The sequence below is a fragment of the Kiloniella laminariae genome, assembly GCF_027214005.1.
Taxonomy (GTDB): domain Bacteria; phylum Pseudomonadota; class Alphaproteobacteria; order Kiloniellales; family Kiloniellaceae; genus Kiloniella; species Kiloniella laminariae_A.
This window is the reverse complement of the sequence record NZ_JAPWGY010000010.1, coordinates 52,779-65,928: the sequence shown is the minus strand read 5'-3', so window position 1 is coordinate 65,928 and position 13,150 is coordinate 52,779. Positions and strand designations below refer to the sequence as shown.

The 13,150-nt window shown below is 48.1% G+C and carries 12 protein-coding genes; 5 read left to right on the top strand and 7 right to left on the bottom strand.

Annotation, left to right across the window (positions count from 1 at the left end; genetic code table 11):
- Positions 1-68: 68 nt before the first annotated feature.
- A complete protein-coding gene (locus O4H49_RS18445) occupies positions 69-2,516 on the bottom strand; it encodes a mechanosensitive ion channel family protein (RefSeq protein ID WP_269424918.1) in 2,448 nt (815 codons plus the stop codon).
- A 352-nt stretch (positions 2,517-2,868) separates the two neighbouring features.
- Between O4H49_RS18445 and ugpB the strand changes: the two genes are divergently transcribed.
- The 5 genes from ugpB to O4H49_RS18420 all read left to right on the top strand — a co-directional run bounded on the left by ugpB (position 2,869) and on the right by O4H49_RS18420 (position 7,912).
- Entirely contained in the window at positions 2,869-4,170 is a 1,302-nt protein-coding gene (gene ugpB / locus O4H49_RS18440) for a sn-glycerol-3-phosphate ABC transporter substrate-binding protein UgpB (RefSeq protein WP_269424917.1), read from the top strand.
- Between the two features lie 88 nt (positions 4,171-4,258).
- Positions 4,259-5,140 carry a sn-glycerol-3-phosphate ABC transporter permease UgpA gene (ugpA, locus tag O4H49_RS18435; RefSeq protein WP_269424916.1) on the top strand — a complete coding sequence of 294 codons (882 nt, stop codon included), beginning with the start codon at positions 4,259-4,261 and terminating at the stop codon, positions 5,138-5,140.
- The gene (ugpE, locus tag O4H49_RS18430; protein ID WP_269424915.1) at positions 5,140-5,988 is read left to right on the top strand and encodes a sn-glycerol-3-phosphate ABC transporter permease UgpE; all 849 of its coding nucleotides are present in this window, start codon (positions 5,140-5,142) and stop codon (positions 5,986-5,988) included. The genes ugpA and ugpE overlap by 1 nt, the downstream gene beginning before the upstream one ends.
- A gap of 20 nt (positions 5,989-6,008) precedes the next feature.
- A complete protein-coding gene (locus O4H49_RS18425; RefSeq protein WP_269424913.1) occupies positions 6,009-7,073 on the top strand; it encodes a sn-glycerol-3-phosphate import ATP-binding protein UgpC in 1,065 nt (354 codons plus the stop codon).
- Positions 7,074-7,111: 38 nt separating this feature from the next.
- Positions 7,112-7,912, top strand: coding sequence for a DeoR/GlpR family DNA-binding transcription regulator (locus tag O4H49_RS18420; protein ID WP_269424912.1), 801 nt, complete (start codon positions 7,112-7,114; stop codon positions 7,910-7,912).
- Between the two features lie 36 nt (positions 7,913-7,948).
- On the opposite strand, the gene O4H49_RS18415 is transcribed toward O4H49_RS18420, so the two are convergent.
- From O4H49_RS18415 to O4H49_RS18390, 6 genes are all read right to left on the bottom strand, one after another.
- On the bottom strand, positions 7,949-8,698 hold the full coding sequence (locus tag O4H49_RS18415) for a substrate-binding periplasmic protein (protein ID WP_269424911.1): 750 nt from the start codon (positions 8,696-8,698) through the stop codon (positions 7,949-7,951).
- A gap of 244 nt (positions 8,699-8,942) precedes the next feature.
- The gene (locus O4H49_RS18410; protein ID WP_269424910.1) at positions 8,943-9,860 is read right to left on the bottom strand and encodes a LysR substrate-binding domain-containing protein; all 918 of its coding nucleotides are present in this window, start codon (positions 9,858-9,860) and stop codon (positions 8,943-8,945) included.
- 85 nt (positions 9,861-9,945) lie between these two features.
- Positions 9,946-10,452 carry an SRPBCC family protein gene (locus tag O4H49_RS18405; RefSeq protein ID WP_269424909.1) on the bottom strand — a complete coding sequence of 169 codons (507 nt, stop codon included), beginning with the start codon at positions 10,450-10,452 and terminating at the stop codon, positions 9,946-9,948.
- Positions 10,453-10,905 (bottom strand): ArsR/SmtB family transcription factor, encoded by a 453-nt coding sequence (locus O4H49_RS18400; RefSeq protein WP_269424908.1) that lies wholly within the window; start codon positions 10,903-10,905, stop codon positions 10,453-10,455.
- 62 nt (positions 10,906-10,967) lie between these two features.
- A complete protein-coding gene (locus O4H49_RS18395) occupies positions 10,968-11,582 on the bottom strand; it encodes an HD domain-containing protein (RefSeq protein WP_269424907.1) in 615 nt (204 codons plus the stop codon).
- 94 nt (positions 11,583-11,676) lie between these two features.
- The gene (locus tag O4H49_RS18390) at positions 11,677-13,053 is read right to left on the bottom strand and encodes a PLP-dependent aminotransferase family protein (RefSeq protein WP_269424906.1); all 1,377 of its coding nucleotides are present in this window, start codon (positions 13,051-13,053) and stop codon (positions 11,677-11,679) included.
- Positions 13,054-13,150: the final 97 nt, after the last annotated feature.

Below are 13,150 nucleotides of genomic sequence, written 5' to 3'. Positions count from 1 at the left end.
CCCACATTATTCCCAAATTTATGGCTATAATATTTGGTAGAAACCACAACAGGCTGATGCCAGGTTGTTCAGGTTTCGTCTTGAAGCCTCTCTGAGTCAGACGATTTATTGTTCACCTTTTCGGGTGCTGCAGGTGGCTCCACAGTTGTTGTTCGGATATGAAGGTCATGCTGCGGGAATGGAATTTCAATCCCCTTCTCCCGAAAAGCTTTTCGAATGGCAAACCGGAGATCACTGGCAACGGAGGCACTGTCTTCTACATCCCGAAGGAAAGCCCTGAGAGAAAAATCAAGAGAGCTGGCGCCAAAACCGGTAAAGAGAACATAGGGACCAGGCTTGTTCAACAGTGCCGGATGCGCAGAAGCCAATTCAACCAGCAGATCCCGGACCTGTTCTTCATCACTGTCATAGGAAACGCCGACGAGAACCGAAATACGTCCGATCTTGGTTTTGTGGGTCCAGTTTTTCATGGTACCCGAAATCAGATTTGAATTTGGGATAATTACCGAAGCCCTGTCGAATGTCTCGATCTCTGTCGCTCTGACCTTGATCTTCTTTACGATCCCTTCTTCAGTACCGACCACGACCCAGTCACCCTGTTTTATCGGACGTTCAAAGATAAGAATCAGACCTGAAACAAAGTTGTTCACGATACTTTGTAATCCGAAACCAATCCCCACAGACAGGGCACCAGCCACAATCGCCAGATTGGACAGATCCAGCCCGGCAACAGAAACCGCCATAAGAACAGCCAGTCCCAGCCCAGCATAGCCGACCGATGCCTTGATAGCGTTCCGCACCCCAGAATCCAGTTTGGTGTTTGGTAAAAGTCGCTCTTCCAGAAAGCGGGCAAATAACTTTGTAACGAACAAAAGACCTAGAAAAATGCTGCCAGCTACCGCAATATCTACCAGAGAAATTCTGACTTCCCCGATTTTAAAACCAGTGAGAATGCTCTGGATGACATTGAAAAGGTGTTGGGCACTTACTCCCCAGGCCAGAAGGATCCCAATAAAGCCAATGACAAAGATTCCGCAGTTGGCGACAAAAACAATCCAGAAAAACAGTCTGTTTGCCCCCTCTTCGTCCAGGGCGAGTATATTGAGCAGATTTCGGCCAAGGTGGGTTTCGCCAGATAATTCGTAACGAGCGACTTCCTGGATCAAAACATGTAACAGTATCAGCAAGAGCAAGAGTTCAATTGTCTCAACCACATTAAAGACTGCGTAGTGGGACAAAGGAATAAACCCCAGAAGGGCTGCGGCTATCATCGCTGTCATAAACACAACAATAATTTTACGGAACCGGGACCAAAGAGCAGAAACCTGGACAAGTTCGTTCGGCAACTCCCCTGCAATCCGCCACAGTTTTTTCCGGTGCAGGAAGATGATCAGCAGCGCCATGGCTGTAGAGGTAAAGAATTTGGATAACAGGATCTGACTGGCTGATGCCTGGGCAACATCCATCATGACGCTGAGGAAAAGATCAAAAGAGAAGATGAGAGCGATAACCAGGGCAATGCCTCTGATCTGACGGGCTGCCCAGTCCGAGATGGGAATGACACGCCACTGTTGGTTCTGGGGAAAGAGCGCGGCCTTGGTTATGGCTTCAGTTATGGTAAAGAAAAGCAAACCTATCAGGAGGGCTGTGCCTGTTTCCATAATGGCAGGTTCAAGTGAATTGCCCCAAAACAGGACAATGCTGGCCAACCCGAGAACCACAGACGTCCAGAGTGAGCGGCGCAGGGCATAGATCGAAGCAGAGAGAACACGTTTATGATAGGCAGGCATTTCCGCCGATGTATCAATTCCGTAACGGCTGGACATTTTGTTAAGGAAATAAACAATCAATAACATGCCGGAGAGAAATATTAGCCAGAGAGGTACGACCTGCTCAGCGTCAAATTCAGAACTGACGACAGCCAGGTCATCTTTCAGTTGCCCAAAAAACCGTTCCCAGGCCGTGCCACGAAGAACAAAAAAGTCACTCCAGAGGCCCGGTGATATGGGGATCGGGCCTTTAATGAAAACCTGTTGAACGAACTGCTCACCCTCAACTCTTGTGAGAAGGGCAAGAGATTCGTCCAGTTCATTTATGATAAGTTCAGTTTGTTTGATTTTTCCGTTGATTATCGAGGCATCAGATTCAAGTTTGCGTTTGATTGTGGCTGTTCTGTCCGCTTGGGGAAGCTCCGGTGTTTCTCCTTCCAGCCCCAGATCCTTGATCTGTTTACGCAGTTGAGCTTCTGTCGGCCGCAGAGATTCAGCAAAGGTAAAAGCTTCTTTACGGGTTAGCTCAAGTTTCTCCCGGATTTTTTTGATGCCTTTGCTGTCCAGCTCCCCTTCTTTAAAAAAACGGGATGTTTCGGCGATAACACTTTCCCAGGAAAGAAGAATCTGATCAAATTCGCTGTCGGGATCTACTCTGGCCGATGAAGCAGAAAAGCTCAACGGCAGGAAGGTACAGATCAACAATATCAAACCAAGTTTGTTAAAGTTTCTGTGCCACTTAGACATATTAGCTAGACTCCGGTTTTCGATTTAACAGCAAATGATTTACGGCCCTTATACAGCCCTGCTCAGTGATGCTCTTTGTAGCAGATCCCGTCAATCTGCATTTCAAATCCAGATGACAAGTTGCGCAAACACTGGATTCACAAGCTTTATTTTCTTGGGTCCTTTTATACACGGGCAGAGGATTAATAGGAACAACTGAGCAGATGACGATAGAAAAAGATATCGTGCACTGTCTTTTAATTGACTAATAGTTGTAGCTTTAGTTTCATATGAAGCATATAAATAGCTCAAATGAACCCACACTAATTGGGTCCCACATGTTTTTCAAGATCCTCGCAACAGGGAGAATAGAATGTTCAAACAAACACTTGCAGCTGTTGGCGCACTTTCGTGCCTGGCTTCAACTGCCAATGCCGCAACTGAAATTGAATGGTGGCATGCCATGGGGGGAACCCTGGGCGAGAAAGTGAACTCGATCGCCGAAAACTTCAACGCTTCCCAGGCTGACTACAAGCTGGTTCCCGTATACAAGGGCAACTATACCGAGACCATGACAGCTGCTATCGCCGCTTTTCGTGCGAAACAACAGCCCCATATCGTTCAGGTTTTTGAAGTCGGCACCGCGACTATGATGGGGGCCAAAGGGGCGGTTTATCCTGTGTACCAGTTGATGTCAGATGCCGGTGAGAGCTTTGATCCTGCTGACTATCTGGCGGCAGTAGCAGGCTATTACACCGATACAGATGGCAATATGCTCTCAATGCCGTTTAACAGCTCGACACCGGTACTTTATTACAACAAAGATGCCTTCAAAAAAGCCGGACTGGAAGACAAGGCGCCAAACACATGGCCAGAGTTTGAAGAAGCAGCCAAGAAACTCCAGGCTGCCGGCTATGCCTGCGGCATGACAACGGCCTGGCAATCCTGGGTACAGCTTGAGAACTTCTCTGCCTGGCATAACCTGCCTTTCGGCACAAAGGAAAACGGCTTTGCCGGTCTGGATACAGAGTTCCAGTTCAATGGCCCTGCCCAGGTCAAGCATATTTCCCAGCTGGCTGAATGGCAGAAAAGCAAGATCTTTGATTACGGCGGTCGCCGTTCTGATTCAGCGCCTAAGTTCTACAGCGAAGAATGCGCCATGTATATGAACTCTTCTGCTGCCTATGCTGGTGTGAAAACCAACGTCAAGTTTGAATTCGGCGTTGGACCGATGCCTTATTGGCCTGAACTGGCTTCCGAACCACAGAACTCTATTATTGGGGGCGCAACCCTTTGGGTCCTGACTGGCGGTGAGTCTGAAGAATACAAAGGCGTTGCCAAGTTTTTCACCTATCTCTCCTCACCAGAGGTTCAGGCGGATTGGCATCAGTTCACAGGCTATCTGCCGATTACAAACGCCGCGGCAACCCTGACCGAAGAACAGGGTTTCTATAAAGAAAATCCTGGAACCGATGTGGCGATCAAGCAGATCAACAATAAGGCTCCGACAGCCAATTCCAAAGGTCTTCGTTTTGGTAACTTTGTCCAGATCCGTGACATCATCAATGAAGAACTTGAAGCTGTTTGGGCCGGAGACAAATCAGCACAGGATGCTCTGGATACCGCTGCTGAACGCGGCAACGCGCTTCTGCGCAAGTTTGAAAAAGCAAATTAGAGCTTTTTCAAGGTATTGAACCTCTACGACAGGTGCCCGGTTATTTTGCCGGGCACCTTTCCATCTACTTTTCCCTATGGATAATGAAATGCAGAAACAGGTCCGTTTTGATAACAAAGTTCTGCCCTATCTTCTGGTCGCACCACAGGTCCTGATCACGATCATCTTTTTTATCTGGCCAGCATCCCAATCTGTTTATCAATCTTTTCTAGTTGAAGACCCTTTTGGACTATCGAGTGAATTTGTCTGGTTTGCCAATTTTGAAGAACTTTTCGCCGATAGCACCTATCTGGATTCTTTCGGACGCACACTGCTTTTCAGTTTTTCCACTGCCTTTCTGGCCATATCCATGGCTTTGTTTCTGGCGATCATGGCTGACCGGGTAATCCGGGGAGAAACGCTCTACAAGACGTTCCTGATCTGGCCTTATGCTGTTGCCCCGGCCCTTGCCGGAGTTTTATGGTTTTTAATGTTTAACCCGACCATCGGTGTGATCGGGTTTGGCCTTAATGCCCTGGGATATGAATGGAACCATTATCTTAATGGCTGGCAAGCTATGGTACTGGTCATTGTGGCTTCAGCCTGGAAGCAGATCAGCTATAATTTCATTTTCTTTCTTGCCGGTCTGCAATCGATCCCCAAACCGTTGATTGAAGCAGCTGCAATCGATGGAGCAGGACCGGCTCATCGTTTCCGCACCATTATCTTCCCCTTATTGTCCCCGACCACTTTCTTCTTGCTGGTTGTGAACCTGGTTTATGCCTTCTTTGAAACTTTCCCTGTTATCCATGCAACCACGCAAGGTGGGCCTGCGAAGGCAACTGAAATCCTTGTGTACAAGGTTTTCAACGACGGTTTTATCGGACTGGATCTTGGTGGATCAGCAGCCCAGTCGGTTATCCTGATGATTATTGTTTCAGGGTTGACCGTCTTCCAGTTCAAGTATGTTGAGAAGAAGGTAACCTACTGATGGTCGAGAACCGCCCCCTCCTCACCTTTTTTTCGCACCTGGCACTCATTGTTGGCATTTCCTTTATTGCCTTGCCGGTGTGGCTTGCCTTTGTCGTTTCAACCCAGGAAGCCTCTGCCCTATTTGCTGGACAGGTTCCTCTCTGGCCCGGCGAACATTTTATAGAAAACTACAGCAGTATTCTTTTTGAAGGAGAAAAGAACTCTGGCGCGCCTCCCATTCTGCTGATGATTACGAACAGTCTGGTTATGGCTGTTTGTGTTGCCGTTGGAAAAATTACAATTTCGATCATCTCTGCCTATGCGATTGTCTATTTCCAGTTTCCATTCCGGCAGGCAATTTTCTGGATGATCTTCATGACCCTGATGCTGCCGGTCGAGGTCAGAATTCTTCCGACCTTTGAAGTCATTGCCCAATTGGGCATGCTCAACAGCTATGCAGGGCTGACGATTCCCCTGATTGCCTCGGCAACAGCAACTTTTCTGTTCCGCCAGTTCTATATGACTATCCCGGATGAAATGATAGAGGCCGCCAGAATGGACGGTGCCGGACCAATTCGTTTCTTCGTTGATATTCTTCTGCCACTTTCGCGAACAAATATTGCTGCCCTCTTTGTCATTCTCTTTATCTTTGGCTGGAACCAGTATCTCTGGCCATTGCTGGTGACGACGGATGCTTCCTATTACACCGTGGTTATGGGGATTCAGCGGATGATGGCCGTACCGGATTCCGACCCGATCTGGCACTACGTCATGGCCACTGCAATTCTGGGTATGATTCCCCCCGTTATCGTTGTCGTCACCATGCAAAAGCTCTTTGTCAAAGGGCTGATCGAGACAGAAAAATAAGGCCTGTTGGAGTAAGATAAATGTCTACAGTAACGTTAAAAGACCTGAAGAAAACCTACGCCAACGGCTTTCAGGCTATCCATGGCATCGATATGGAAATCAGGGATGGCGAGTTCATTGTCATTGTGGGACCGTCCGGTTGCGGCAAGTCAACTCTGTTACGCATGATTGCCGGGCTTGAAACCATAACCGATGGCGAATTGATGATTGACGATCGTCGGGTCAATCAGGTCGAGCCCGGCAAAAGGGATATCGCCATGGTTTTCCAGAACTATGCGCTTTATCCACACATGAGTGTTTATGACAACATGGCCTATGGCCTGAAAATTCGAAAAAAATCCAAAGAAGAAATCGAACAACTGGTCAACAAGGCGGCTGATATCCTGGAGATCGGCGCTTTGCTTGATCGCAAACCGTCCCAACTTTCTGGTGGACAGCGCCAGCGTGTTGCCATGGGGCGGGCGATTGTTCGCGATCCCAAGGTCTTCCTGTTTGACGAACCTCTGTCCAATCTGGATGCAAAGCTCAGGGTCCAGATGCGGATCGAAATCAGGAAGCTGCAGCGAGCCCTGAAGACAACAGCCATCTATGTTACCCACGATCAGGTTGAAGCCATGACACTGGCTGACAGGCTGATTGTCATGAACGGCGGCTTGCCTGAACAGATCGGCTCTCCCATGGAGCTTTATGACCGACCCTCAACAACATTTGTTGCTGGTTTTATCGGATCTCCCGCAATGAATTTTATCCCGATCCAGGTGGACAAAAAAGACGCCACTCTTCCCTCTGGCCAGAAACTAAATTTCTCTGCTCCATCAGGTCATGCACAACTTCTGTTGGGCATTCGACCTGAAGATATCGAAATAACGACACCAGAACTTGCAGATCTGACGCTCAAGGTTTCCGTAATCGAACCTCTTGGAGCAGACAGCCTGATCTATGGCAGTTGTGAAGGCATGAAAGAGGATCTGGTTGTCCGGGTCCGTGACAAGGCTTTGGTTCAAGAGGAAGAGATATTTTCTGTCCGCTTCAATCAGCAGAAACTTCACTACTTTGATCCAAAGACCAATAGTCGTTTACCTTAATCAGGAATTGATGTCTGTTAGTTTCTGAACAGGAAATAATGGGTAAGAACATGACAGTGCGTCTGAGTGAAAGGCAGTATCAGATATTGGAATGGACAGGGCGCGAAGACGCCCTGAGCATTGATGATCTTGCTCAACACTTTCAATTAAGTACCCAGACAATCCGTAAGGATATCAATGCTCTTTGTGAAATCGGGATGCTGAGACGGGTGCACGGCGGGGTCTGTTTGCCTTCAGCCATAGAAAATCTGTCTTTCAGCACCCGGCAGGTTATGAATGCCCGAAACAAGGAAGGAATCGCTGCACTGGTTGCCAAGCAGATTCCTGAGGGGTCGACAATCTTCCTCGGGATTGGCACCTCAGTAGGATATGTCGCCAAGGCCCTGCTAAAACACAACGATCTGCGCGTTCTTACAAATAACCTTCAGGTCGCGGCCATTCTCTGTAAAAAGCCTAAAATAGATACGCATGTCTCCGGGGGGAAACTGAGGCACAGTGACCATGATCTGGTTGGTGTAGAAACCATACGTTTCTTTGACGCATTTAAAGCTGACTTTGCTATTGTCGGTACCGGGGGACTGGATCCAGCTTTCGGGATGATGGATTTCAAACCGGATGAGGCTTATGTCACCCAGGCAATATTGGCAAACAGTCGCAGGAAATTTCTTGTCGCCGATCATTCTAAATGGAACCGGGCAGCGAATGTAAAGGTTACGCCCTTTCAGAACCTTGATCTGATGGTGACGGACTATTTACCTGAAACGCTACACTCAAGCAGCGAGAAAAATCAACTTTTCGCCAGCAAACTGAGAATTCTCGAGTGCCGTTCAGGCCAATAATCGCCGATCTTCAGGCTTTGCCATCAGGCATATTCTTTACATACCTGGAAAACTTCCGGCCCCCAAATGGCGCTTCCAGATAGCGGCGATTTCCCCGTTTTCCAACAATTTTTGGTATGTCTGGTCAAACAGGTTGATGATTTTTTCTGCATGGGGATGATTGCGAGATACAATAAGGTGTTCTGTTGCTGTTCTCAGGGGAATTTTTGCTTCATCAAGAATTCCTGCCGCTTTTTCTGACCATCTTTTCTGGGCAACAGCCCAGGCGACAGACCTGTTAAGAGCGATAAAATCGGCATGCCCCTGGGCAAGCAGATCAAGGCATCCATCTACTGTTGGAGATCGAACCCGGTTTATATCTCCGGTGTTAATCAAGGCTTCAATTTCATCTTCAGTTTTATAGCCGAGTGGTTGACAATAGACCAAGCCAATAAGGTCACCTGGTTCACGGAAAAGCCGGGAGGTCTCCACGTTCTGAAAGATACTGACTGTGTGTTCGTTTAATGGGCGGCTGTACAAAAAGTTTTTTTCTCGCTCTGCCGTTTTCGCGTAGGGAAATGTGGCATCGCTCTTTAACCCCTCGACCATGGCAAGGCCTCGTTTCCAGGGGTAGTATTTCAGGCTGACAGTATAGCCTGTCGCTTCAAAAACTCTTGATACAACCTCGGTGACGACCCCACCTTCGGGAAGATCTGGAGCCGCATAGGGAGGATAATCCTTCCCTGTAACCAGCTTTATATCCTGAGAAAAAGCAAAAGATGATGCGAGAATGCAGAAGGAAGTCATGGTCAGCACAAGAGCTGATCTGATTAAATGGCTGTCGTTAAAATTAAAGAAAAACTTGTTAATAATCACAAATCCAAGACCCCGCCCCCTGATTATAGTTATCTTTTTCAGGAACTTGCCGTGTTATTTTTCTATAACATCAGACCTTTGATTTCCATAATACCACAAGCTTACAGTATTGTTATCCGGTTTCTGGGGTCGTGCTTAATCTGCATCAGCCCCTTATTATCATTGAGCACATCAGTCAGGCTTTGGAAAACCAGTCAAAGACAGCCTTGACACTTGGTCGTGCCGCAAGATTTTTCCGACAGATCAGATAATACCCCCACTTTTCCCGCTTTATCGGCTGGCAAAGGGATACAAGCTCACCCTTTGCCAAATGATCTGAGACCAAGCAGCTCCAGCCCAGAGAGATGCCTTCACCATCGAGAGTTGCTCTGATCTGAAAAGGATAATTTTCGTAATAGGTGACGTCAGAAGGAGGCTGGTATGAGACACTTTGCATTTTGAACCACAGATCCCAGGTAAGCCATCCCTGTCCCCCGGTGTCATAATGCAACAGCGGCAGTTTTTTGAGCATTTCTGCCAGTTTATTCGGAGAAACAACCTTATTCAAATCTGGATGTCGCGCGAGAAAGTCTGGTGAACAGACCGGGAAAACCTCTTCCTCAAACAACTTCCTGGCAAAACAGTCAGGCCAGTCACCCTGTCCAAACCTTACCAGAATTTCTGCTTCTTCCTGATCATATTCAATATGGTGATCGGTGGTGAGGAGCTTGACTTTTACTGGTGCAACCGCTTTTCGCAGAACGCCATAGCGTGCCAGTAACCATTGATGGGCAAAGCCGAAAGAACAGGCAACAGTAACAACACCCTGATCAGGAGGCTCGCGCAGTTCATCCGCTGTATCGGCAATCAGTCCCAGTCCACTATTGACGGCTTGCCACAGACGCCGCCCCTCTTCTGTCAACGACAGTTGATTATTACTGCGTACAAAGAGATTTCTGCCCATAAACTCCTCAAGCAGGGAGATGTGACGCGAGATTGACGGTTGATGAACGCCCAGCTCTTTCGCTGCCGCGGTAAAGCTTTCGTGTTTTGCTGCAGCTTCAAAGGCAAGCAAACCGTTCAGGGATGGAAGGCGTTTTCGCAGGCTGGGCATAACTTCAGTCTCATACAATTTTTATAGGTATAGTCATATAAAACAGTGAATTGTAAAAGACTGAAACTGAACAGGATATTTTGTTCTAGTCTGCCAGATACTGATCCAGACAATCGTAAGAACTCTCCCAACCGTGGCGATGTTTTTCACAGGATTCAACGTTCTCGAAAACCTTCTGATAGAGTTTAAGAAGAGTTTTATCACCTTCATCGTACAGCTGGATCGAAACTTCAGTTTCATGCCCTTGATTACCGTCCGGCAGTTGCCAGGCCCAACTGAAAACAAGCCGTTCGGGTGGCAGAATTTCACGATATTCACCCCCAACTGTATGGTTTTGGCAATCCTGGGTACTTTCAAGTATTGTCAACCACTTACCGCCAACTCTGAAATCAATTTCACAGATGGTACAACGACAGCCTTTTGGGCCCCACCAGATCTGGAATAGCTCCGGTTGGCTCAAGGCGCTGAATACTCTTTCGCGTGATGCTGAAAAACGACGGCTGATTTCCAGAGTTTGAAAAGAGGTATCTGAGGCGATGCCATTATCAGGCTGACTGTCCCCGGCCATTACTTTACTGAGATGGTCTGACATCTAATCATTTCCCGCTTTTGTACTGGTCTTTTTGCCAGAATTGCTACTGGAAATATCATCAGAGATTTCCTGCTGCAAAAACTGGTCAAGTTGATCAAAGCTTTCTTCCCAAAATTGGCTATAAGAGGAAAGCCAATCCGTCGCTTGTTTCAATGGAGCCTGCTGCAGGGTGCAACGAAGGGTCTGCCCTGCCCTTTCCTTATGAACAAGTCCAGCACGTTCAAGAACTTTGAGGTGCTTGGTGATTGCTGGCGCAGACATAGTGAAAGGGGCCGCAAGTTCCCCGACTGTGGCTTCACCCGAAGACAAACGGTTCAGGATTGAACGCCGTGTCGGGTCTGATAGCGCAAAAAAAACCTCGCTTAAATTATCCATCTCAACCCGCAATAAACTTAACCGTTTGGTTAATTTTATTGCATTAGCAGCAGAGGTCAAGCAAAATACGGGCTGCAAACAATTAGGGGGCAGTTATGTGTTCCGCTTGTGCCAGTATTGGATTGGCGCCCTAGAGGAAATTAAATGATCTTTTCAAGTTGAGGCTTCAAAACTTCAGGATCCCAAGGCTTTCGAGCAAACACACGCTCCATATAAGGCCTGAATTCTTCCAGTTCCAGGCTGTCATAAGTCCCATCAAAACAGTTTTCATCGTAATCTTCGCAAAAGCGGACGCAGGCGTCAAAGTAAGGGTGGCCAGTAAATTTATTGCGGGCATTTTTGTCGCCCCCCAATTTGTCTGCATAATAGAATTTCTGAAAAGTTGCGTGGTACTGGACAATCCAGGTGACCTCTTCACGCAGATAGGGGCGGACAATAGCTGCGGCGAGTTCATCGTGATTACAGGGAGCCAGAATATCACCGATATCATGAAGCAGCGCGCCGACAATCATGTCGTCGTCTTCTCCTGCTCTCAGAGCGCGGGTTGCCGATTGAAGGCAATGTTCCAGACGCGATACCTGATAACCACCTAAGGATTCATCAAGTTTGCGCAAATGCTCAAACAGGCGGTTCACAACATCGTGGCAATACTGTTCTTCCAACGGCTCCAGGAAGGCATATTCCTCTGCAGTTCCATCCTGTAATCTCGTAAAGGATACCTTTTCCATCACTGCTGCCTCGCCTTTCAATGCCATACATCATCGCTTCATAAAGATAACTAAACCTGGATGTTTATACAGTCATAAAAATTCAGGCACTCCATACAATTATTATATGGAACAAGAGGAATCACATCTGAAAATTGGTTGCTTGAGGTTTGCTGTTCCAAAGCTCAACGATTGATGACAGAGATTTGTGCAGTCGCTCCTCACCGATATTTGTCAGGTTGATCCGTACACCCGAGGGGGCTGAAACCGGATCAACGGCAAAGAGTTCTGAGGGAGACACCCTGACCCCGCGGCTGGAGAGAGCCTCTGCAAATTCCACGGCCTTCCAAGGTCCGGATAACGGCAGCCAGAGATGCGATGTTGCAACATGATGACGATAGGGAATGCCAGCAAGGGACTGTGCAGCCTGATCCAGCAGGTTGGCCGTTATCGTTGCCCGCTGCCGTTCCAGTTCAGTTGCTGTACCATCCTTGATCCAGTGGCAGGCCACCTCGGCCATCAGCGGAGGGGCCATCCAACTGGTGGTCTGGCTGGCGGCAAGAAACTGGGACAGCAGTGCCGCAGGAGGCATCAGAATCCCGACCCGCAAACCTGGAGAAATGGTTTTTGATAGCGAGCTGATATAGACGGTCCGTTCCGGATTAAGGGCAGCGATCGGTTTGAAGGCACTGGAAAAAGGTCGGGGATTAACATCATCCTCGACGACGTAAAATCCATAACGGTCTGCCATTCCCGCGATCTCGGCCCGTCGTTCTTCCGACATTGTGGCTGTCGTTGGATTGTGGGCAAAAGGCATGCAGTAGAGCGCTTTGACCGAATTCCGTAAACAGGCCTGTTCTACGGAAGCTGGCAGAAGACCACCTTCGTCAAGAGCGACAGGAACAAGATTGATACCGAAAAAACGGGCGAAGTTCTTGATCCCGGGATAGGAAAGCTCTTCGACGAGCACGGTATCCCCCGGAGATGTCAGGGCGCCCAGAGCCGTGGTTAATGCCTGTTGAGCACCACCCGTGATAATGATACGCGAAGGATCTGCGGTAAAGCCCCGCCCGCCCAGCCATTGACAAAGTATTTCACGGTGGCGCTCCAGCCCCTGGCTTTGCCCATATTCCAGCATACCATCCAGGTTACTGTCGCGACTGATTTCCATCAAAGATCGACGCAACAGAGCTTCCAGATTGATAAAAGGCGGGGCGTTGCGGCTTAGATCTACAGTCCCTGTTTCATCCAGCAACTGTTGTTTTTGCCAGGCTTCGGTCTTGCCTTTGCGGACAAAGCTGCCACGTCCGGTCTGTTTGACCAGAATGCCCCGCTGTTCGGCAAGGTTATAGGCACGCAAGACTGTTCCAACAGTCACCCCGAGATGATCGGCCAGTTCACGCATCGGCGGGAGCTTGTCCCCATCGGCCAGTTTACCTGACGTAACATCCTGGACAAGGCATTCAGTTATGGCCCGATAGCAGGACAGATCCGGGTCAAGATTCTCAGGAATCCACATTGTTACCCTAACAATATTTTTGTTGACTGCATTGATAATAAGAACATTATTCAAACAAGAACAGCAACAATAAATATTGTTACGGTAACAATAACGA